The 23,510-nt window shown below is 75.5% G+C and carries 8 protein-coding genes; 3 read left to right on the top strand and 5 right to left on the bottom strand.

Annotated features, from left to right (window positions below):
- Positions 1-370 precede the first annotated feature (370 nt).
- Positions 371-1,630, top strand: coding sequence for a chloride channel protein (locus BLR33_RS16095; protein ID WP_245771434.1), 1,260 nt, complete (start codon positions 371-373; stop codon positions 1,628-1,630).
- Positions 1,631-1,938: 308 nt separating this feature from the next.
- Here BLR33_RS16095 and BLR33_RS16090 read toward each other — a convergent pair whose 3' ends face one another.
- The 5 genes from BLR33_RS16090 to BLR33_RS16070 form a co-directional block, all read right to left on the bottom strand.
- Positions 1,939-3,168 (bottom strand): helix-turn-helix domain-containing protein, encoded by a 1,230-nt coding sequence (locus BLR33_RS16090; protein WP_093785130.1) that lies wholly within the window; start codon positions 3,166-3,168, stop codon positions 1,939-1,941.
- Between the two features lie 456 nt (positions 3,169-3,624).
- Positions 3,625-4,980: an MFS transporter gene (locus BLR33_RS16085; protein ID WP_093785129.1), complete on the bottom strand. Its 1,356-nt coding sequence runs from the start codon at positions 4,978-4,980 to the stop codon at positions 3,625-3,627.
- Positions 4,981-5,167: 187 nt separating this feature from the next.
- A complete protein-coding gene (locus BLR33_RS16080) occupies positions 5,168-5,845 on the bottom strand; it encodes a hypothetical protein (RefSeq protein WP_093785128.1) in 678 nt (225 codons plus the stop codon).
- A 409-nt stretch (positions 5,846-6,254) separates the two neighbouring features.
- Positions 6,255-7,064: a hypothetical protein gene (locus BLR33_RS16075; protein ID WP_093785127.1), complete on the bottom strand. Its 810-nt coding sequence runs from the start codon at positions 7,062-7,064 to the stop codon at positions 6,255-6,257.
- A gap of 22 nt (positions 7,065-7,086) precedes the next feature.
- Complete coding sequence (locus BLR33_RS16070; RefSeq protein WP_143031701.1) at positions 7,087-7,296, bottom strand: MbtH family protein; 210 nt, start codon at positions 7,294-7,296, stop codon at positions 7,087-7,089.
- 378 nt (positions 7,297-7,674) lie between these two features.
- On the opposite strand from BLR33_RS16070, the gene BLR33_RS16065 reads away from it, so the two are divergent.
- Both BLR33_RS16065 and BLR33_RS16060 read left to right on the top strand, forming a co-directional pair.
- The gene (locus tag BLR33_RS16065) at positions 7,675-15,990 is read left to right on the top strand and encodes a non-ribosomal peptide synthetase (RefSeq protein WP_093785125.1); all 8,316 of its coding nucleotides are present in this window, start codon (positions 7,675-7,677) and stop codon (positions 15,988-15,990) included.
- A gap of 35 nt (positions 15,991-16,025) precedes the next feature.
- On the top strand, positions 16,026-23,348 hold the full coding sequence (locus BLR33_RS16060) for an amino acid adenylation domain-containing protein (RefSeq protein ID WP_093785124.1): 7,323 nt from the start codon (positions 16,026-16,028) through the stop codon (positions 23,346-23,348).
- Positions 23,349-23,510: the final 162 nt, after the last annotated feature.

The following is a 23,510-nucleotide window of genomic DNA, read 5'->3' as shown; positions in this document are numbered from 1 at the left end:
GGCTCCCGTCTGCCCCACGGGGTTCGATGCCGTCCTGAGGCCGGTGGCCGCTTGCTCGCGCAGTTCCCCGCGCCCCTGAAGAACCTTGCCCTTCGCGCGTGAGGCGAGCCCCGTACAACCCAGGGGCGCTGGGGGAGGAACTGCGCGACCAGCCAAGGTCCCGCCTGCGGCCGGGAACGCGGAGAACCCCCTGCGGCGGGTTGCCGTTTCTTGGGGGCGCGGGGAACTGCTCCCCCGGAGGGCGCGCCCCCAGACGAGGCCACCGGGTGGTGGCCGGGAATGGTGGGGGCCGCGACGGCGAGTGGCCGTTCCCGCAGCAAGCGCAGCGAGGTAGTTTCGGGGGGTGACGCACGGTGAGGGTGGAGTGACTGTGGGTGCGGGGGACCCGCTGGGCGAGGTGGTGCGCAGGAAGCCGTATCAGCGGGGGCTGGTGTTCTGCGGAGTCATCGGCATCCCCGTCTCGCTCGCGGCATTCTGGTTCCTCGCCGGGCTCCACGAGCTGGAGCACCTGTTGTGGCAGGCCTGGCCGAAGTCGCTCGGGTGGGACCAGCCGCCGTGGTGGTGGCCGTTCCCGCTGCTCGGGGTGGGCGGCGTGGTGGTCGCCGCGGTGGTGACGCGGCTGCCGGGGCGCGGCGGCCACGTACCGGCCCAGGGGCTGCAGCCCGGCGGCGCCTCCGTCGCGGCCCTGCCCGGCGTCGCCCTGGCCGCGGTCGCGAGCTTGCCGATGGGCGCCGTCCTCGGCCCGGAGGCCCCGATGATCGCGCTCGGCGGCGGGCTGGCCCTGCTCTTCCGCGACTTGGCCCGCGCCCCCGCCACCGAGCAGGGCAACGCCGTGGTGGGCGCGGCCGGCTCCGCCTCGGCGATCGCCGTGATCTTCGGCAACCCGGTAGTGGCCGCGGTGCTGCTGATGGAGGTCTCGGGGATCGGCGGCCCGCAGCTGCTCGCGGTGATGCTGCCCGCGCTGCTGGCCAGCGGCGTGGGCGCGGTGCTGTTCACCGGGTTCGGGCACTGGACGGGGCTCAAGACCGACAGCCTGGACCTCGGCCTGCCGGCGCCGCCCCTGCTGGACTGGGGCGACGTGGTGTGGGGCATCCTGCTGGCCGCCGCGCTCGGGGTGCTGCTCAACAGGGTCGTGCTCGCCGGACGGTTCACCGCGCGGCTGGTGGAACGACGGCCGTTCCCCGTGATCGTGGGGTGCGCGCTCGCCGCGGCCGCGTGCGGGGCGGTGTACGCGGCGGCGACCGGCCGCTCGCCCGCGGATGTGATGCTCTCCGGGCAGGCCGCGCTCGGCGAACTCGGCACGCACCCGCACGCCTGGTCCGTGGGCGCGCTCGTCGCCGTCCTCGCGTTCAAGGGCTTCGCCTACGCGGTGTGCCTCGGGGGTCTGCGGGGCGGGCCGGTGTTCCCCGCGCTGTTCCTGGGCGGGGCCGCAGGGGTGTTGCTCGCACCCCTCCCGGGGTTCGGCCTCGTCCCGGCGATGGCCGCGGGCATGTCGGCGGCGGTCGTCTCCGTCCTACGGCTCCCCGTCAGCTCCGTGATCCTCGTCGCTCTCCTCCTGGGCCACCCCGGCTCCCTCCCCATCGTCGTCCTGGCCGTGGTCGTCTCCCTGGTCACCACCGAACTCCTCTGACGGGACCCAGCCTTCGCCACGAGGGTTCCTCTACGGTGCCGGGTGCTGCGCCGTCGTGGCTGGTCGCGCAGTCCCCCAGCGCCCCCAAGGTGCTCGCCCTGCGCGCGAAGGGCGAGGTTTTCAGGGGCGCTGGGGGTACCTCCCGGGCGAAGCTCTGGGGGAGGAACGGCGCGCGCAACAGGCCATCCGGCCGGCCATCGGCGACGAGACAGGAACCGCTGCGGCGGGAAGCCGCCCCGTAACGACAGCGGCGCGGCCATCGGCGACGGGCCGGGAACCCCAGCGGCGGGAAGCCGCCCCGTAGCGAATCAGCCCGCGTTGACGAGGGCGTCGGCCAGCGCCTTCCACGCCTCCGTCGCCAGGTCCAGGTTCCCCGAGGACTGCAGCGACTCCGCCACCGAGCGCAGCGCAGCGACCGGCTGCTCCGAGCTGCCGAGCACGATCTCGGCCTGGTGGAGCAGGATCTCCGTGCGCATCCGGTCGTGGTGGGCGAGCGCGTCCGGTTCGGCGAGGACCTTGCCGGCCAGTTCGGCGGCCCGCCGGGCGTCCCCCTGGATGAAGGCCATCCGCGCCTGGATGGCGAGCAGTTCCGCCTGGTGCACCCGGTTGCCGATCAGCCCGACCACCGTCTCGGCCTCGCGGTACCACTGGGCGACCTGGTCGGTGACCTCGTCCTGCAGCCGCAGCCGCAGGCTGACCGCGGCGAGCCGCAACCGGCCCCACGTCAGCAGGTCGTCCTTGCGGTCGGCCACCTCCAGCGCCTCCTCCAGGAGTTCGAGGCCGCGCTCACCGGAGCCCTGCCGTACCGCGACGGTGGCTGCCGTCCACAGCACCCGCACCCGCAACGGGCCCAGCTCCTCCGCCGGGATCCGCTGGGCGAGTTCGGCGTGCCGGACCGCCTCGGCGAGCCGCCCGGCCTCGGACTCGGCGGCGACCAGGGCGAGCAGGGTGCGGGCGACATCGGCGCGGGGGATCTGGGCGTGCTGCTCGCCGAGCGCGAGCGCGCGGGCGGCGAAGGCCACCGACTCCTCGACGTCGCCGGCGACGCGTGCGCACACGGCGAGTTCGACCAGCGCCTTGACCTGGAGCACGGGGGAGTCCAGCACGTCGCCGACCTCCAGGGCGCGGGTCAGCACCTCGCGCTGCTCGGTCCGCTCGCCGAGCTGCTCGTGGGCGCGCGCGAGGTTCCACAGCACCTGCCACAGCAGCTCGGGTGCGGCGTCCTTGGCCTCGACGGCGGCCACCCGCAGCGCCTCGACGGCGGCGCGCGGCCGGGAGTCCTCCAGCGCGGCGGTGCCCTCGGCCTGGAGGGTGGCGACGACCTGGGGCGATCTGGCCTGGAAGGTGTCCTCGGGCACCCCGAGCCGCGCGGCCAGGTGCCGCACCGCCTGGGGGGTGGGGGCGCGGTGTCCCGACTCGAGCCGGGAGACGTAACTGGAGGAAACGCCCTCGCCGGAGATGTCCGCCTGGGACATCCCCCGCTCACGGCGCAGGCTGTTGACGAGCTTTCCGAAGGCGGGCTGCTCCAGGTACTGCATGCGAACCACTTTCCTCGCTCATCCGCGAACAGGAGTCCGGGGTGTCGGCGCGTCCCCTCGGGCCCCCGATGGCCGCGTCGTCGTGCTGTGTGCTCGGGCAGGTCCCCGCTGCTCGACCACGGTGTCATCATACTTGACTGGATGCTATGAGTCATGACTAAAGTTGCCAAAAACCGTGATGGCCTTGTGAGGGGCGTCTCCATCGACCCCTCACCTTGTGTGGTCCAACGGTCGCCCGCTGCACAGGAATCCGCCGGGCGAAGTGGCGCACTCCACTTGTCATCAAGGTTGTCAAAATATGTAGCGGTGCAACCATGTCGCGGCGGCCCCATGGGGGCTGTGACCTGCGGGTCTGCGGTGACGAGTGGGTCACGTTTGGCGTGTACAGGTAAATGACAGGCCCCCGGCGCCCTGTCACGGACGGCGGGGGCCTGCGGTACGGGGCGGTGAAGGCTCCTACTCGGGCCAGGCCGCCCGCGCGATCTGCGGGTCGCGGACGCCGTAGAGGGTGACCGCGCCCTGCACCACCGCCAGCACCAGGATCGCCCAGTCCACGCTCGCGAACTGCATGAGCAGACCCGAGGCGAGCGTGCCCAGCGGCGGGCCGACGCTCAGCACCGTCATGGTCGCCACGATGGTGCGGCCCCGCCGGTCCTCCGGCACCTGGCGCAGGATCATGATGTCGATCAGCACCCGCAGCGCCGGCAGCGTCAGGTGCGCGAGGAGCAGCACCACGAAGACCCACCAGGGGCCCCACGGCAGCGCGAGCAGAGCCACGCAGACGGCCGCGACCGCGGAGACGGCGACCAGCAGCCGGCCCGGCTGCAGTGCCGCGTGCAGCCACTTGACCAGCAGCGAGCCGGCCAGCATGCCCACCGCGCCGCCGGTCAGCGCGAGGCCGACGGTGCCGGCCGAGGCGTGCTGGTCCTCGCGCAGGCTCACCACGACCACCAAGGTCACCGCGGTGACCACCAGGTAGAAGGTGGCGATCAGGGTGAGCGCCCCGCGCAGCGCAGGCTGCCGCCACAGCTCCAGCACGCCGGCGAACATCCCCCCGGCGCCCGCCTCTTCGCCCTCGGCGGCGTCCTCGGCGCCCTCGGAGCCCTCGGTGGCGGCCGACTCGTCCGCTTCCGGCTCGTCCCCGGCCCCGACGGCCCCCGCGGCAACGCCCGTTGCCCCGGCCTGCGCGCCCTTCGGGGGCAGCCGGATGACGAGCGCGCACAGCAGCGAGAAGACGAAGGTGGCGGCGCCCACCACGAACGGCAGGGTGCGGGTGATCCCGTAGAGCACGCCGCCGATCGCCGGACCGGCCAGCGCCGCCGTGCCCTCGCGGACCTCGTCCTGGGTGAGCGCCTGCGTCAGTTGCTCCTTGGGCACCACGCTCCGGACCAGCAGCATCCGCACCGGGCCGCCGATGGCCGCGCCGGTGCCCAGCACCGCTGCCACGACCATCAGATGGACCATCGTCACCCCGCCGAGCGCCAGCGCGAGCGCCACCGAGCCGGTGGCGGCCGCGCGGAAGCCCTCGGCGAAGAGCAGGGTCCTGCGGTGGTCGAGCCGGTCCACGAGCTTGCCGATGGGCAGCCCGAGCAGCACGTTCGCGGCGGCTTGGACGAAGGCGAACAGGCCCGCCAGGCCCGGCGATCCGCTGATCGCCAGCACCAGCAGCGGGTAGGCGACGTCGACCGCCTCCACCCCCAGCGTCATGCTGGTGGCGCCTATCCACAGCACCTGGAAGTTCCAGTTGCGGCGCAGCGGCGGCGGTGCCGCGGGCGCGGTCGAAAGGGCTTCGGCGACAGGTGAGTTGGCCATGGGGGAGACCTCCGGTCCGGGCGGCGGTGGGCGCGGGGCCGTGCGGGTGCGGGCGGGGCCGGCTGCCGGTCGTCCGGCGGGCTGCGCCGAGGACCGGCACCGCGGCCGGGGAACCCCCGCGCACGGCGGGGGCGTTGTGCCGGGAGCGGCCGGCCGGCGGGATCCGCCGGCCGGGCCCGCGGCGGGGTCAGACGTGGGCCGCGTCGTAACCGACGCGCAGCCGCCCGGACTTGACCTTGATCGAGCGGATCGAGGCATCGGTGAGCAGGGACAGGTCGCGCACGTGGGTGCCGCCGCAGGGCTCGGAGTTCAGGCCCTCGATGGTGACGTGCCGGACGCCGTCGCGGTAGCCGGCGGTCACCGGCAGGGCGGCGCCGACGGACTCCGCGAGGTGCTTGCCGAGCTGCTCGGTGAGTTCCGCGCGGTCGATCGCGCGGTCTTCGACGAGGTAGTCCACCCGGGCCTGGCCCGGGAAGTGGCTGTTGCCCGCGTGCGGGAGGCCGAGCCTGCGCACGTAGGCGTCGATGAGGTGGCCCGCGGTGTGCAGGGCCGCGTGCAGCCGCCGCGCCTCGGCGTCGATCCGCGCGGTCACCGCGTCGCCGACCGCGAAGGGCTGCTCGGCGGTGTCGGAGCCGTCGGGTGCCAGCAGGTCGACCACGACCCAGCCCTCGTCCTCGCCCTTGCGGCCGCGGCCGGCGTGGCCGTCCACGGTGCCGAGGTCACTGGGCTGGCCGCCGCCCTGCGGGTGGAAGATGTTGTCGGCCAGGGCGATCCACGGGCCGCCGTCCTCCCCGCGGCCGACACGCGCCACGGTGGTGGCCTGCTCGGTGAGGTAGGTGTCGGTGAAGTAGAGATGGCGCTGCACGGCGGTGCCTTCCTTCGTCTGCTGGGATCGCCGGGTGTGCGGGGCGGTGCGGGCGGTACGGGGTGGTGCGGGCTGAACCGGGCGGTACGGGTGGTACGGGCCGTGCGGGTGCGGGCGGGGCCCGCGTGCTGCGAGGTGGTGCGCGAACGAGTGCTGCGTGCGGTGCCGGTCGGTCCATTCCGGTCCGAACTGCGGCCGTACACCCCGGTGTTGAGGGTTCCGGCGATCGTACGGGCGGCGCGGCCCCCGGCGGGAGTACGCCGGGGCGCCCGGGGCGGGTGGTGCTCGCCCGGCCCCTCGACCGGCGATGCGAGCGGCCCGTCCGCCCGCCCCGCCCGCCCCGGCGCTCCCGGTGGACCTGCGGCCGGGAACGCCGGGCGGGGCAAGCCCGGCACGGGCAGGTACCCGTTCAGGACCAGACGACGAGCGGGCCGCGGGCGGTGACGCCGATGAAGAACGACAGCGTGACCCGCCGGCCGCCGCCCTGGACCGGCCGCACCAGGTGGTAGTTGCGCGGGTCGAAGAAGACGGCGTCGCCCAGGCCCGCGCGGACCGAGGCGGCGGGCTCGCCCGCCACCAGCGACCGGTCGTAGCCGTAGCCGTCGCGGTGCTCCTCGTCCCCGGGGTGCCAGCGGCGCCGGTAGGCCACCGCCTCGCCGCCCTCAAGACCTGTGGACAGGTGGCAGTTGAAGGCGATCTGGGCGATCGGCTGCTGGTCCAGCACACCGTTGAACTCCCGTATCACCTCGTCGAAGTGCATCCGGGCGCCGTTGTTGATCTCGCGGATCATGCCGGCGAACAGCGGGCGGCCGCCGGAGGTGGCGGGGTCCACCCGGTCGCCCCAGGCGGCCGCGATCAGCCCGGTGGCGGCGTCGAGCGGGTCCTCGCCGTGGAGCAGGCCGGAGCGGGCGGCGGCGGACTGGGCGGCGTGCTCCCAGTACTCCCGGCGCAGCCCGCCCTCGCCGTAGAAGTCGTAGGCGGCGGGGCCGAGTTTGGCGATGCGCGGCTGGACCAGCTGCTCGTCGTAGCTGCCCATCTCGCAGGTCTCCAGCGCCCGCATGATCTCCATGCACTGGTCGACGCCGAAGAAGTCGGGGATGCGGACGGAGCCGACGGAGCCGGCGGCGAGCCGGGTGAGGTGGTCGGCGGTGAGGTGGTCGGCGGTCTCGCTGTCGAACAGGGTGGGTACGGCCGGTGCGGCGATAACGGTGGTGCTCACGGTACGGGTCCTCCTTTCGGTCTCAGCGTGCGGCGGCGACGAGGCTGAGCGGACGCAGGTCCGACCAGTGCTCCTCGACGTAGGTCAGGCACTCCTGTCTGGAGGCGCCGGACAGGACCGGGGTCCAGCCCGCCGGCACCTCGGCGAAGGAGGGCCACAGCGAGTGCTGGCCCTCGTCGTTGACCAGGACCTGGTAGCGGGCCGAGTCGTCCTCGAACGGGTTGGCCACGATCGTCCTCCGGGTGTGTGCGGCCCCGCTGGCGAAGTGGGTTGCGACGGGTGCGGGGGTCCCGCCTGCCGCGCCCACGCTACCCGTACTTGACAAGTCATGTCCAGCTTCTTGTCAAGGTGATGGATGTGACGTGGCAAGTCAGGAGTGATGATTGGCTACGATCTTGACGGCCATGACAGTCATGAAGGAGTGGGAGTTCTAGCAAATCAGCAGCTCACAGCACGTTCGGTCGCTGCGCCATGACGAGCTTGTCATCAAACTTGCTCGTGTTTGACAAATTCTCTGGACTGGGGTGGTCGGTGGCGGCTACGGTGATGACAACCGCGAGGGCGCCGGTTCTCGTGCTTTCCACCGTCCACGTCGATGGAGTGACCGAGCATGTCCCACCTTCCCGAGCTCCCCCCGACCCGCTGGAACGCGACCGCCGCCGACGTACCGGACGCCGGTCTCGCCGCCCTCTTCCGGGCCCGCGTCGCGGCCCACCCGCAGGCGCTCGCCCTCGTCGGCGACCACGTCGAGCTGACGTACGCCGGCCTCGACGCCCGCGCCAACCGGCTCGCCCACCGCCTGATCGCCCTGGGCGCGCGGCCCGAGACCTCGGTCGCCGTCCTGATGGCGCGCTCGGCCGATGTCGTCGCCGCCACCCTCGCCGTCGTCAAGGCGGGCAGCGCCTATGTGCCGCTGCCCGCCGGATACCCGGTCGAGCGGATGCGCCTGGTGATGGCCGGCACCGACGCCCGCATCCTGCTGGTGGACCGCGCCAACGCCGCCCACCCCGCCGCCGAGGCCGCCCGCGCGGCCGGGATCGCGGTCCATCTCGTCGACGGCGAGGCCGGGTTGGCGGACGAGCCCGCGCACGACCCCGCGGTCCGCGTCGACCCGGCGCACCTCGTGTACGTCATCTACACCTCCGGCTCCACCGGCGTGCCCAAGGGCGTGGCCGTCAGCCACCGCAACGTGGCCGCCTTCGCCGCCGACCCGCAGTGGAGCGGCCCCGCCCAGGCCCGCGTGCTGCTGCACTCCGCGCACGCCTTCGACGCCTCCACCTACGAGCTGTGGGTGCCGCTGCTCACCGGCAACCGCATCGTGCTCGCCCCGCCCGGCGCCCTGGACACCGCCGACTACGCGCGCGTCATCGAGCAGTACGGCGTGACCTGCGCCTTCTTCACCACCGCGCTGTTCAACGTGCTGGTCGAGGAGGCCCCGCGGGCGCTCGCCGGGCTGCGCGAGCTGTGGACCGGCGGCGAGGCCGTCTCGGCCCGCGCGATGCGCCGCCTGCTGGCCGCGGCCGGACCTGACCTGCGGCTCTTCCACGTCTACGGCCCCACCGAGTCCACCGTCTACGCCACCCGCAGCCAGGTCCGCGAGGTCGCCCGGGACGCCGCCCCCGTGCCGATCGGCGGCCCGATGGCCAACACCCGCCTGTACGTGCTGGACGACCGGCTGCGGCAGGTGCCCGTCGGCGCGGCCGGCGAACTCTACATCGCGGGGGAGGGCCTGGCCCGCGGCTACCTCGGCAGGCCCGGCCTGACCGCCGGCCGCTTCGTCGCCGACCCCTTCGCCGAGGTGCCGGGCGCGCGGATGTACCGCACGGGCGACGTGGTGCGCTGGACGCCCGGCGGCGAGGTGGAGTTCGTCGGCCGGGTGGACGGCCAGGTCAAGCTGCGCGGCTTCCGGATCGAACTCGGCGAGATCGAGGCCGCGTTGGCCGCCGACCCAGGAGTGGCCCAGGCGGTCGCCATGGTCCGCGAGGACCGGCCGGGGGACCGGCGGCTGGCCGGCTACGTCGTGCCCGCCGCGGGCCGCACCCTCGAACCGGAGGCGGTGCGTGCCCGATTGGCCCGCTCGCTGCCCGACTACATGGTGCCGCAGGGCCTCGTCGTCCTGCCCGCGCTGCCGCTCACCCCCAACGGCAAGGTCAACCGGCAGGCGCTGCCCGCCCCGCAGTACGCCGCGGGCACCGGCCGGGCGCCGCGCACGCCCCAGGAGGAGCTGCTGTGCGGGCTGTTCGCCGAGGTGCTGGGCCTGCCCGGCATCGGCACCGAGGACGACTTCTTCGCCCTCGGCGGCCACTCGCTGCTCGCCACCCGCCTCGCCAACCGCATCCGGGCCGCCCTCGGCGCGGAGGTGGGCGTACGGGACGTGTTCGCCGCGCCCACCGTGGCCGCCCTCGCCGCGGTCCTCGACCGCCCGCGGCAGCAGGCGGCCCGCCCGGTGCCCACCCGCCGGGAGCGGCCCGCACGGTCCCCGCTCTCGCCCGCCCAGCAGCGCGTGTGGTTCCTGGAGCGGCTGGAGGGCCCCGGCGCCACCTGGAACATCCCGCTCGTGCTCACCCTCGCCGGCCGGCTCGACCCCGAGGCGCTGGCCGACGCGCTGGCCGACGTCGCCGACCGCCACGAGACGCTGCGCACCCTGGTCCGCGACGCCGAGGGCGAGGACGCGGCCCGGCAGGTCGTGCTGCCCGCGGGCACCGCCCGCCCGCCGCTGGAAGTGACGGACACCGCGGCAGCCGACCTCCCCGCCGCCCGCACCGCGGCCGCCCGCCGCCCCTTCGACCTCACCACCGAACTCCCCTTGCGGGCCCACCTGTTCAGGACCGGGCCGGACGAGGCGACGCTCCTGCTCGTAGTGCACCACATCGCCGCCGACGGCTGGTCGCTCGTCCCGCTGGGCGCCGACCTCGGCACCGCCTACACCGCGCGCCTGGCCGGATCGGCGCCGCGGTGGACCGAACTCCCGGTCCAGTACCGGGACTACGCCGACTGGCAGCAGGAGCTGCTGGGCGCCCAGGACGACCCCGGCAGCCTCGCCGCCGACCAACTCGCCTACTGGCGCGAGCGGCTGGCCGGCCTGCCCGAGGAGATCGAGCTGCCCCGCGACCGTCCCCGCCCGGCCGCCCCCACCCGCGAGGCCGGCGTGGTGACCCTCGACCTGGACGCCGAACTCCACGCGCAGCTGCAGGAGTTGGCCCGCGACCGCCGGGCGACCCTGTTCATGGTCCTCCAGGCGGGCCTGTCGGCCCTGCTGAGCCGTCTCGGGGCGGGCACCGACATCCCGCTGGGCTCTGTGGTGGCCGGCCGCACCGACGAGGCACTGGACGACCTCGTGGGCTTCTTCGTCAACACCCTGGTGCTGCGCACCGACACCTCCGGCGACCCCACCTTCGCCGAACTCGTGGACCGGGTCCGGGAGTCCGACCTCGCCGCCTTCGCCCACCAGGACCTCCCCTTCGACCAGGTGGTCGAGGCGGTCAACCCCGAGCGCGGCCGCGGCCGCCACCCGCTGTTCCAGGTGGCGATGGTGCTGCAGAACAACGCGGCCGCCCGCTACGACCTCGGCCGCGACGCCCGGGTGACCGCCGTGGACGTCCCGGCCACGGCGGCCCAGTTCGACCTGTGCGTCAACGTCCTGGAGCGGCACGGCGAGGACGGCGCCCCCGCCGGCCTGCGCGCCGAACTGGAGTACGCGGCCGAGCTGTTCGACCGTGACAGCGTCGAGGCGCTGGGCGGCCGGCTGGTGCGGCTGCTCGGCCGGGCCGCGGCCGACCCGGACCGGCCGGTCGGCGCCGTCGACCTGCTCGACCCCGCCGAACGCGCCCTGCTCCTCGACGGCTGGAACGACACCCGCGCGGGCGCGGCGGACGAGCGGCGCACCGTGCCCGGCCTCATCGCCGAGCAGGCCGCCCGCACCCCGGACGCGGTCGCCGTCGAATGCGGCGGGCGGACCCTCACCTACGCCCGGCTGGAGGCGGACGCCGCCGAGGCGGCCACCGTGCTGCGCGAGCACGGGGTGGCCGCGGGGGACACGGTGCTGCTGGCCGCTCCGTCCTCCGAGCAACTGGTCGTCGGCGTCCTCGCGGCCATGAAGGCCGGTGCCGGTTTCCTGCCCGTGGACCCCGAACTGCCCGCCGCCCGGCTGCGGGTGATCCTCCAGGACGCCGCCCCGGCCGCCGTCCTGACCCTCACCCGGCTGCGCCCCGCCCTCGCCGATGCGCTGGACGGCACCGCCGCCCCCGTGCTCGACCTGGACGCGATGCCCGCGCGGAAGGGCCCCCTGCTGCCGCCCGCGCAGCCCCACCCCGAGGCCCTGGCCTGCGTCTTCTACACCTCCGGCTCCACCGGCCGGCCCAAGGGCGTGATGTTCGCGCACGGCCCGCTGCTCAACTACACGCTGGCGATGGCCGACGCCTTCGCGCTGACCGCCGCCGACCGCATCCTCCAGGTCGCCTCCGTCGGCTTCGACGTGCTCATCGAGGAGCTGCTGCCCACGCTCGCTGCCGGCGCCACCGTCGTCGTCCCCACCGCGCCCGTCCTCACCTCCGGGGCCGACCTCGCCGACTACGTCGCCGAGCACCGCGTCACCGGCCTGGAGCTGACCACCGCCTACTGGCACGAGTGGGCGCACGAGCTGGAGACCTCGGGCCGCACCCTGCCGAGCGGCTTCCGCTTCACCGCGATCGGCGGCGAGCGCATCCTGCCCGAGCGGATGGCCGCCTGGCAGCAGCAGCCCGCCGAGTTGATCCACGTCTACGGCCTCACCGAGGTCACCTGCACCTCCACCACCGCCCTGCTCGGCCCGGCCGCCGGGCGCCGCGAGCCCTTCGCCGCGCCGATCGGCCGCCCGCTGCGCAACACCCGCGCCTATGTGCTCGACCCGCGGCTGCAGCCGGTGCCCGCGGGCGTCGCGGGCGAGCTCTACCTCGGCGGCGGCGGCCTGGCCCGCGGCTACGTCGGCCGGCCCGCCCTGACCGCCGAGCGGTTCGTGGCCGACCCGTTCGCGCCCGAGCCGGGCGCTCGGATGTACCGGACGGGCGACGTGGTGCGCTGGACGCCGGACGGCGAGCTGGAGTTCGTCGGCCGCGCGGACGAGCAGGTGAAGATCCGCGGCTTCCGGATCGAACTGGGCGAGATCGAGGCCGCGTTGGGCCGGATCGAGGGCGTGGCACAGGTCAAGGCCGTGGTCCGCGAGGACCGGCCGGGCGACAAGCGGCTCGCGGCCTACGTCGTCCCGGCCCAGGGCGCCGCCTTCGACGCCGGGGCCGCGCGCGGCGCGCTGGCCGCGGTGCTGCCGCCGTACATGGTGCCCGACGCGCTGGTGGTGCTGGACGCCTTCCCGATGAATCAGAACGGCAAGGTGGACCGCGGGGCGCTGCCCGTCCCCGAGTACCCCGCGAGCGCGCCCGGGCGGGCCCCGCGCACCGCCCAGGAGGAGATCCTGTGCGGGCTGTTCGCCGAAGTGCTGGGCCGGCCCGAGGTCGGCGTGGACGACGACTTCTTCGCCCTCGGCGGCCACTCCCTGCTCGCCACCCGGCTGGTGAACCGGGTGCGGGCCGCCCTCGGCGCCGAGCTGACCCTGCCGGTGCTCTTCGAGGCGCCCACCCCCGCCGCTCTGGCGGCGGCGGCCGCCGGCGACACCGGCCGCCCCCCGCTGCGGCCCGCCGTGCGGCCCGAGCGGCTGCCGCTGTCCTACGCCCAGCAGCGGCTGTGGTTCCTGACCCGGATGGAGGGCCCCGCGGCGACCTACAACATCCCGCTGGCGCTGCGGCTCCGCGGCCCGGTCGACTCCGAGGCGCTCGCCGCGGCGCTGGCCGATGTCGCCGACCGGCACGAGAGTCTGCGGACGGTGTTCCGGGAGGTCCGAGGGGAGGTGCAGGGGGAGGCCCCGGCGGAGGCGCAGGGGGCCGTCCACGGGGAGCCGGTGCAGACCGTCCTGCCCGCCGGCACCGCCCGCCCGCCGCTGACCACCGCCGCGCTCTGCCCGGCCGAACTGCCCGGCGCGCTGCTGCGCGCGGCCCACCGGCCCTTCGACATCGCGACCGAACTCCCGCTGCGGGCCTGGCTGTTCAGCACGAGCCCGCAGGAGTCCACGCTGCTGCTGGTGCTGCACCACATCGCCGGCGACGGCTGGTCGATGGGCCCGCTCGGCACCGACCTCGGCACCGCCTACACCGCCCGGCTGGCCGGAGCGGCCCCGCAGTGGCCCGAACTGCCGGTGCAGTACGCCGACTACGCCCTGTGGGAGCGGCGGGCACTCGGTGCGGCCGACGACCCGGAGTCCCGGTTCGGCCGCGGACTGGCCTTCTGGCGGGAGCGGCTGGCCGGCCTGCCCGAGGAGATCGAGCTGCCCCGCGACCGTCCCCGCCCGGCGGTGCCCAGCCACAAGGGCGCCTTGGTGCGCACCGAACTGGACGCCGAACTCCACCACAGACTCGCGGAGTTGGCCCGCGAGCGCCGGGCGACCCTGTTCATGGTCCTCCAGGCGGGCCTGTCGGCCCTGCTGACCCGTCTGGGGGCGGGCACCGACATCCCCATCGGTTCGGTGGTCTCGGGCCGCACCGACGAGGCGCTGGACGACCTGGTGGGCTTCTTCGTCAACACCCTGGTGCTGCGCACCGACACCTCGGGGGACCCGTCGTTCGCCGAACTCGTGGACCGGGTAAGGGAGTCGGACCTTTCGGCCTTCGCGCACCAGGACCTGCCCTTCGACCAGGTGGTCGAGGCGGTCAACCCCGAGCGCAGCCGCGGCCGCCACCCGCTGTTCCAGGTCGCCCTGTGCCACGAGGACACCGCGGACCTGGAGATCGGCGGCCTGGCCGCCGAGGCCGTCCCCGTCGACTACCGCGCCGCCAAGTTCGACCTCACCTTCTTCGTCCGCGAGCGCCGCGGCCCTCAAGGCGCCCCGCTCGGCATCGACGTGAGCGTGGAGTACGCCGAGGACCTGTACGACCGCGGCACCGCCGAGCAGTTCGCCGCGCGCTTCGGCCGGCTGCTGGCCGCCGTGTCGGCCGCGCCCGCCCGGCCCGTCACCGCCGCCGACGTGCTCTCCGCGCAGGAGCGCACCCTGATCGTCGAGGACTGGAACGACACCGCCGTGGCCTACGAACAGGCCGGCCTCGCCGAGCTGTTCGCCCGCCGGGCCGACGCCCGGCCCGACGCCCCCGCCGTCACCGGCGGCGGCACCACCTTGACCTACCGCGAGCTGGACGCGCGGGCCAACCGCCTGGCGCACCGGCTGATCGCGGCCGGGGTGCGGCCGGACAGCGCGGTGGCCCTGCTGCTGGACCGCTCGCCCGACCTGCTGGTCGCCACCCTGGCCGTCGCCAAGGCGGGCGGCGCCTATGTGCCGCTGCCCGCCGGCTACCCCGTGGAGCGGATGGACCTGGTGCTCGCCGAGACCGGCGCCCGCGTTCTGCTGGTGGACCCCGCCCACGCCGGCCACCCCGCCGCGACCGCCGGGGAGCGCGCGGTGCTCGTCGTGGACGGCACGGCGGGCCTGGCCGACCAGCCGGCCGCCGACCCGGGCGTCGCCGTCCACCCCGACATGCTGGCCTACGTCATCTACACCTCCGGCTCCACCGGCGTGCCCAAGGGCGTGGCCGTCTCCCAGCGCGCGGTGGCCGCGCTCGCCGCCGACCGCCGCTTCGCCGGACCCGGCCACGACAAGGTGCTGCTGCACTCCGCGCACGCCTTCGACGCCTCCACCTACGAGCTGTGGGTGCCGCTGCTCACCGGCCGGCATGTCGTCGTCGCCCCGCCCGGCAGCCTCGGCACCAGCGCCTACGCCGAGGTGATCGAAGCCTCGGGCGTCACCGGCGCCTTCTTCACCACCGCGCTGTTCAACCTGCTGGCCGAGGAGATCCCCGACGCGCTCGGCCGGCTCCGGGAGATCTGGGTCGGCGGCGAGGCCGTCTCGGCACGGATCATGCGCCGGCTGCGCGAGCGCCACCCCGGCCTGCACCTGGTCAACGTCTACGGCCCCACCGAGGCCACCACCTTCGCCCTGACCGCCCCCGTGCGCGCCGGCGAACGCGAGGCCACGGTGCCGATCGGGCGCCCCATGGACACCATGCGGGCCTACGTCCTGGACGACCGGCTGCAGCCGGTGCCCGCAGGGGTGCTCGGCGAGCTCTACCTGGCCGGCGACGGGCTGGCCCGCGGCTACCTCGGCCGGGCCGCCCTGACCGCCGAGCGGTTCGTCGCCGACCCGTTCGCGGCCGTCCCCGGCACGCGGATGTACCGCACCGGCGACGTGGTGCGCTGGACACCCGGCGGCGAGGTGGACTTCGTGGGCCGCGCCGACGGCCAGGTGAAGATCCGCGGCTTCCGGATCGAACTCGGCGAGATCGAGGCCGCGCTGGCCGCCGACCCGGCCGTCTCCCAGGCCGCGGTCGTGGTCCGCGAGGACCGGCCCGGCGACAAGCGGCTGGCCGGCTACGTCACCGCCCAGCCCGGCATGGTGCCCGACCCGGCCGCCCTGCGCGACCGCCTCGCCGCCACCCTGCCCGACTACATGGTGCCGCGCGCCCTCATGGTCCTGGCCGCGCTGCCGCTCAACCCCAACGGCAAGCTCGACCGGCGGGCGCTGCCCGAGCCGGTGTACGAGGCCGCCGCCGAGCGGCGCGCTCCGCGCGACGACCGCGAGGCCGCGCTGTGCCGCCTCTTCGGCGACGTGCTCGGCGTGCCCGAGGTCGGCATCGACGACAACTTCTTCGCCCTCGGCGGCCACTCGCTGCTCGCGACCCGGCTGGTGGGCCGCATCCGCGCGGCGCTGGGCGCCGACCTGCCGGTCAGCGCGCTCTTCGAGACGCCGACCGCGCTGGCGCTCGCCGAACGGATCGCCGCCGCCCCGCCCCGCCCCGCCGCGGCCCGCCCGCCCCTGACCCGCCCCGCGCTGCGCCCGCGCGCCCGGGCGTGACGCGCGCTCGCGAAGACCCAAGGAGACCGATCCCGATGACGACGCTCCCGCTCTCCCACGCCCAGCAGCGGCTGTGGTTCCTGCACCGCCTGGAGGGGCCGAGCCCGACCTACAACCTCCCGCTCGCCCTGCGCCTGCGCGGCCCGCTCGACGTCGCCGCCCTGACCGCCGCACTCGGCGACGTCGTGGACCGGCACGAGGTGCTGCGCACCGTCTACCGTGAGGCGGACGGCGAGGCCGAGCAGATCGTCCTGTCCGGCGTCCGCCCGGGCCTGACCGTCCAAGCCGTCGAGGACGAGGCGGAGTTGGCCGCCCGCATGGAGGAGGCCGCCGGGTACGCCTTCGACCTCGCGGCCGAGATACCCCTGCGCGGCACCCTGCTGCGGCTCGGGCCGGCCGAGCACGTGCTGCTCCTGCTCATCCACCACATCGCCGCCGACGGCTGGTCGCTCGGCCCGCTCGCCCGCGACCTCGGCGCCGCCTACACCGCCCGCCTCGACGGCCGCGCCCCCGACCTGCCCGAACTGCCCGTCCAGTACGGCGACTACGCCCTGTGGCAGCGCGAACTCCTCGGCGACCCGGACGACCCGCGGAGCGTGGCGGCCACCCAACTCGCCTACTGGCGCGAGCACCTGGCCGGCCTGCCCGAGGAACTGGAGCTGGACACCGACCGGCCGCGGCCCGCCGTGCCGAGCCACCGCGGCGAGATCGTCCGCCTCGCGGTGGACGCGCCCACACACGCCGGGCTGCTGGCCGCCGCCCGCGAGCGCGGCGCCACCTTGTCGATGGCCGTGCAGGCCGCCGTCGCCGCCCTCCTCACCCGCCTGGGCGCGGGCACCGACATCCCGCTCGGCTCGGTGATCGCCGGCCGCACCGACGAGGCGCTGGACGACCTGGTCGGCTTCTTCGTCAACACCCAGGTGCTGCGCGCCGACACCTCCGGCGACCCCACCTTCGCCGAACTGCTGGACCGGGTCCGCACCACCGCACTGTCCGGATACGACCACCAGGACCTGCCGTTCGACGCCCTGGTCGAAGCCCTCAACCCGGCCCGCTCCCTCGCCCGCCACCCGCTCTTCCAGACCATGGTCGCCCTGCAGAACACCGCGCCCGCCGACTTCGGGCTGCGCGGCCTGGAGGTCACCGCCGAGGACGTCCGCCCGGCCATCTCGCAGTTCGACCTGTCGGTCACCCTGCACGAGAACCACGGCGAGGACGGCGAGCCCGGCGGCCTCACCGGCTGGATCGAGTACAGCACCGACCTGTTCGACGCCGAGCGCGCCGAGGCGCTGGCCGGGCGGCTCACCGCCCTGATCCGCGCGGTCGCCGCGGACCCCCGGCTGCCCATCGGCGCGGCCGGGATCCTCACCGACGGCGAGCGGAGCAACCTGCTCGCCGGCTGGCAGGGCCCCGCCGCCGCGCCCACCCCCCACCCCACCGTCACGGCCGCCTTCGCCGCCCAAGCGGCGGCAACCCCCGAGCGCACCGCGGTCAGTTGCGGCGACCGGGCGCTGACGTACCGCGAACTCGACGCCGCCGCCGACCACTTGGCACGGCACCTGCGCGGCCTCGGCGTCACCCCGGACAGCCGCGTCGCCGTGCTCCAGGCCCGCTCGGTGGACCTGGTCGTCTCCCTGCTGGCGATCCTGAAGGCCGGGGCCGCCTACGCACCCCTCGACCAGCGCGCCCCCGCCGCCCGCATGACCGCGGTGCTCACCGGCACCGGCGCCGCCGTCCTGCTCACCGACCGGGCGAGCGCCGCCGCACCCGTCCTCGCCCAACTCCCGCCCGGCGTACGGCACACCGTGGTCGTGGACGGCCCGGCACCGGCCGGCCCGCAGCTGCCGCCACCCGCGGAGATCCACCCCGAGCAGCTGGCGTACGTGATGTACACCTCCGGCTCCACCGGCACCCCGAAGGGCATCGGCATCACCCACCGCGACGTCGTCGCCTTCGCCCGCGACGGCCGCTGGCTGGAGCGGCCCGCCGAGCGCGTCCTGCTGCACTCCCCGGTCGCCTTCGACGCCTCCACCTACGAGCTGTGGGTGCCGCTGCTCACCGGCGGGCAGATCGTCGTCGCCCCGCCCGGCGAGCTGGACGCGGCGGCGTACGCGGCGCTGATCCGCGAGGAGCGGCTGACCAGCGTGCTGCTGACGGCCGGGCTGTTCCGGGTGATCGCCGAGGAGGCCCCCGAGACGTTCGCGCCGCTGCGCGAGGTGCTGACCGGCGGCGACGTCATCCCGCCGGGCGCGGTGCGGCGCGTCCTGGACGCCTGCCCCGGCACCCTCGTCCGTCCCACCTACGGCCCCACCGAGACGACGCTGTTCGCCACCCAGCACGTCCTGCGCGCCCCGCACACGACCGGCTCCACCGTGCCGATGGGCCGCCCGATGGACGGCATGCGCGCCTACGTGCTCGACGAGCGGCTGCGCCCGGTGCCGCCCGGCACCACCGGCGAGCTGTACCTGGCCGGCGCGGGGCTGGCCCGCGGCTACCTCGGCCGCGCGGCCCTGACCGCCGAGCGGTTCGTCGCCGACCCGTTCGCCGCCGCCCCCGGCACGCGGATGTACCGCACCGGCGACCTGGTGCGCTGGACCGCGGACGGGCTGCTGGACTTCGTCAGCCGCGCCGACGGCCAGGTGAAGATCCGCGGCTTCCGCGTCGAGCCCGGCGAGATCGAGGCGGTGCTCGGCCGCGTGCCGGGCGTGGCGCAAGCCGCGGTGCTCGCCCGCGAGGACCGCCCGGGCGACAAGCGGCTGGTCGCCTACGTGGTGCCCGCCCCCGGCGCCGCCCCGGACACCGACCGGTTGCGCGCGGCGGCGGCCGCTGCCCTGCCCGAGTACATGGTCCCCGCGGCCTTCGTCGTCCTCGACACGCTGCCACTGACCGCCAACGGCAAGCTGGACCGCAGGGCGCTGCCCGCGCCGGGACCGGCCCCCTCCGCCGCCGGCCGCGCCCCCGCCACCGCGCTGGAGCGGCAGGTGGCCGCGCTGCTCGCCGAGGTGCTGGGGCTGCCCGCGATCGGCGCCGACGACGACTTCTTCGCCCTCGGCGGCCACTCGCTGCTCGCCACCCGGCTGGTCGGGCGGATGCGCACCGCGCTCGGCGCCGACCTCGGCATCAGGGCCGTCTTCGAGGCCCCCACGGCGGCGGGCCTGGCCGCGCGGATCGAGGCGGCCAGAAGCGGGGCCGGCGTCGAGGGGACCGGCGCGCAGGCGCACGGGGCCGAGCAGGCAGGCGCGGCCCGGCGCCTGTCGCCCGCCCGCATGGTCCGGCCCGAGCGGCTGCCGCTGTCCTTCGCCCAGCAGCGGCTGTGGTTCATGCACCGGCTGGAGGGCCCGAGCGCCGTCTACAACCTTCCGATGGTGCTGCGGCTGTCGGGCCCGCTGGACCGGGCCGCGCTCACCGCCGCGCTCGGCGACCTCACCGCCCGGCACGAGGTGCTGCGCACGGTGCTGGCCGAACACGAGGGCGAGGCCCACCAGGTCGTCCTGGCCGATGCCCGGCCGCAGGTGACCGTGCACCACTTCTGGTCGCAGCCGCTGGCCGACGTCCTGGCCGCGGCCGCCGCCCACCCCTTCGACCTCGCCGGCGAACTCCCGCTGCGGGTGGACCTGTTCGAGGTCGGCCCGCAGGAGCACGTGCTGCTCCTGCTGGTCCACCACATCGCCGCCGACGGCTGGTCGATGGGCCCGCTCGCCGCCGACCTGGCCACCGCGTACGCCGCCCGGCGGGACGGCTCGGCCCCGGACTGGGCCGAACTTCCCGCGCAGTACGCCGACTACGCCCTGTGGCAGCGGCAGCTGCTCGGCTCCCCCGAGGAGCCCACCGCGCTCGCCGCCGCCCAGGCCGAGCACTGGCGCACCGCGCTGGCCGGCCTGCCCGACGAGCTCGAACTGCCCCTGGACCGGCCCCGCCCGGCCGTGCCCAGCCACCGCGGCGACCTGGTCGAGTTCGCCCTGAACGCCGAACTCCACGCGAAGCTACTGGAGTTGGCCCGTAAGCAGCGCGCGACCCTGTTCATGGTCCTCCAGGCGGGTCTGTCGGCCCTGTTCACGCGGCTGGGCGCCGGAACGGACATCCCGCTGGGCTCGGTGGTGGCCGGCCGCACCGACGAGGCGCTGGACGACCTGGTCGGCTTCTTCGTCAACACCCTGGTGCTGCGCACCGACACCTCCGGCGACCCCACCTTCGCCGAACTCGTCGACCGGGTACGGGAGTCCGACCTGGCCGCCTTCGCCCACCAGGACCTGCCCTTCGACCGGCTGGTCGAACTCCTCAACCCCGCGCGCAGCCGCGCCCGCCACCCCCTCTTCCAGACCACGCTGGTGCTGCAGAACAACGCCGCCGCCGACTTCGCCATGGCGGGCCTGGAGGTCGCGGCCGACAGCGTCGGGGTGGACACCGCGCAGTTCGACCTGCAGTTCAACCTCACCGAGAACGTCACCGGCGACGGCCGCGCCGCCGGTGTCGAGGGCGGACTGGTCTTCGCCACCGACCTGTTCGACCGCGAGAGCGCCACCGCGCTCGCCGGCCGGCTGGTGCGGCTGCTCACCCACGCGGCCGCCGACCCCGGCGCCGCCCTCAGCGGGCTGACCCTGCTCGCCCAAGCCGAACACACCCTGGTCACCCGTACGTTCGCCGGCCCCGCCCGCCCGGTCGCCGACCGCGGCCTCGCCGAGATCTTCCAGGCGCAGGCCGCCCGCACCCCCGGCGCCGTCGCGGTCACCGCGGGCGAGCGGCAGCTGACCTACGCCCAGCTCAACGCCCGGGCCAACCGGCTCGCGCACCACCTGCGGTCCCTCGGCGTCGGACCCGACCGGCCCGTCGCCACCCTGCTGCAGCGCTCCGCCGACGTCGTGGCCGCCACCCTGGCCGTGACCAAGGCGGGCGGCGCGTACGTCCCGCTGCCCTCCGGCTACCCGCTGGAGCGGATGGCCTTCGTCCTCGACGGCACCGGGGCCGACGTCCTGCTGGTGGACGCCACCACCCGCGACCACGACCTGGTCGCCCGGCAGCGCGCCCGCGGCACCCGCGTCGTGGACGTCGGCGACCTCGACACCGCGGCGCTCGCCGCCCTCCCGGAAGGAGACCCCGCCACCTGGACCCATCCCGACGACCTCGCCTACGTCATCTACACCTCCGGCTCCACCGGCACCCCCAAAGGCGTCGCGGTCACCCACCGCAACATCGCCGACCTGGCAGCCGACCGCTGCTGGGCCGGGGGCGCCCAGGAGGCCGTCCTGATGCACGCCCCGCACGCCTTCGACGCCTCCACCTACGAACTGTGGGTGCCGCTGCTGACCGGCGGCCGGATCGTCGTCGCCCCGCCCGGCGGGCTCGACTCGGCCGACTACGCCCGCCTGATCACCGAACACGGCGTCACCTCCGCCCTGTTCACCCCGGTGCTGTTCAACCTGATGGCCGAGGAGGAGCCGGCCGCGCTGGGCCGGCTGCGCCAGGTGTGGACCGGCGGCGACAACGTGCCGGCCGCCGCGGTCCGACGAGCCCTGGACACCTGCCCGGACACCGAGGTCGTGGCCACCTACGGGCCGACCGAGACCTCGGTGATCTGCTCCTGGCACCCGATGCGCGCCCCGCACACGGTGGGCAGGTCCGTGCCGATCGGCCGGGCCATGGACAACACCCGCCTGTACGTGCTGGACGAGCACCTGGCGCCGGTGCCGGTCGGCGTCCCCGGCGAGCTCTACATCGCGGGGGAGGGACTGGCCCGCGGCTACCTCGGCCGCCCCGGGCTGACCGCCACCCGGTTCGTCGCCGACCCGTACGCCGGCGAGCCCGGCGCGCGGATGTACGCCAGCGGCGACCTGGTGCGGTGGCTGCCGGACGGGGCACTGGAGTTCGTCGGCCGGGCCGACGGGCAGGTCAAGGTGCGCGGCTTCCGGATCGAGCTGGGCGAGGTCGAGCAGGCGCTCGCCGCCGACCCGGCGCTGGTCCAGGTCGCCGCCGCGGTCCGCGAGGACCGCCCCGGCGACCGCCGGCTGGTCGCCTACCTGGTGCCCGCGCCCGGCGCCACCGCCGACCCCGCGGCCGCCCGCGAGCGGCTGGCGGCCCGCCTGCCCGACTACATGGTCCCCTCCGCCTTCGTCGTCCTCGACGCGCTGCCGCAGACCCCCAACGGCAAGCTCGATCGCAGGGCGCTGCCCGCGCCGCCCACCACCGCGGCCGCGGGACGCCCGCCGCGCGACGCCCGCGAGAAGATCCTCTGCGAGCTGTTCGCCGACGCCCTCGGGGTGCCCGAGGTCGGCATCGACGACGACTTCTTCGCCCTCGGCGGCCACTCCCTGCTCGCCACCCGGCTGGTGGGCCGCATCCGCCGCGCGGTGGACGGGAAGATGGCGGTCAGCACCCTGTTCGCCGCGCCCACCGTCGCCGCCCTGGCCCAGGCCCTCGGCAGCTCGGCGGGAGCGGAGGACCGGCAGGGCGGCGGGCAGGACGCGACCGGGCCGGGCGACGGGCAGGACCCGGCCGAGGACGGCACCTTCGCCACCGTCCTCGCGCTGCGGCCCGAGGGGACGGGCACCCCGCTGTTCTGCGTCCACCCCGGCGGCGGCATGGGCTGGTGCTACGCGGGACTGGCCCGCCACCTCGACCCGGCCACCCCGCTGTACGCCTTCCAGTCCCGCGGCCTGGCCCGCGCGGTCCGGCTGCCGGACAGCGTCGAGGAGATCGCCGCCGACTACCTGCGGGAGATCCGCCGCATCCAGCCCACCGGCCCCTACCAGCTGGCCGGTTGGTCCTTCGGCGGAGCGGTGGCGCACGCGATCGCGTCGCTGCTGCACCGCGCGGGGGAGGAGGTGGCCCTGCTCGCCCTGCTCGACGCCTACCCCGGCGGCAGCAACGGCGAGCACGAGGTGATGGACGAGCGCTCGGTGCTCACCCTCGCCTTCGACGGCGTGGACGTCCTGGAGGGCACCGAAGGGGCGGACCAGGAGCGGGGAGGGGCCGGCCTGCCGGTCTCCCCGGCCCTGGTGCTGGCCCGGCTCCGCGACCGCGGCAGCGCGCTGGCCGGGCTCGACGAGCGGGCCGTCACCGCGCTGATGGCCGTCACCGTCAACAACGTCCGCCTGATGCGGGCCTTCACCCCGCAGCCCTACCCCGGCGACGTGCTCTTCTTCCAGGCCGGCCGCGAGGAGCTGACGCCCACCCAGGCCGCCGCGCTCTGGCGCCCGTACACCGGCCGGCTGGAGCACCACGTCGTCGACGCGAGCCACGCCGGGATGACCGGCGCGGCCGCGCTGGAGCTGATCGGCCCGGAGATCGCCCGCCGCACCGGCCCGCGGGCGGCGGACCGGGAGCCGGCCCCGGCGGCGCCCGGCCTGGTCCTGACCGCCTGACGGCCCCTGACCACCCGGACTCCCGGCGCACCGGCGCCCTGAATCCGTGCCGCCTCCGCAGTCCGCAGGTCCGTACGTCCGCACGTTCTTCACGGGCCGGGGGCGCGACCGCCCGCGCCCCCGGCACCGCACCCACCTTCCGCACGTCCGAATCGGAGACGC

The sequence above is a fragment of the Actinacidiphila guanduensis genome (genome assembly GCF_900103985.1).
Taxonomy (GTDB): Bacteria; Actinomycetota; Actinomycetes; order Streptomycetales; family Streptomycetaceae; genus Actinacidiphila; species Actinacidiphila guanduensis.
The sequence above is the reverse complement of the archived record's forward strand: the minus strand, read 5'-3'. Positions and strand labels throughout refer to the sequence as shown.

What these genes read in the sequence shown, in the direction of transcription:
- BLR33_RS16060 (WP_093785124.1), top strand. Translation starts at nt 16,026, where the DNA reads ATGACGACGCTCCCGCTCTCCCACGCCCAGCAGCGGCTGTGGTTCCTG.
- BLR33_RS16090 (WP_093785130.1), bottom strand. Translation starts at nt 3,168, where the DNA reads ATGCAGTACCTGGAGCAGCCCGCCTTCGGAAAGCTCGTCAACAGCCTG.
- BLR33_RS16085 (WP_093785129.1), bottom strand. Translation starts at nt 4,980, where the DNA reads ATGGCCAACTCACCTGTCGCCGAAGCCCTTTCGACCGCGCCCGCGGCA.
- BLR33_RS16065 (WP_093785125.1), top strand. Translation starts at nt 7,675, where the DNA reads ATGTCCCACCTTCCCGAGCTCCCCCCGACCCGCTGGAACGCGACCGCC.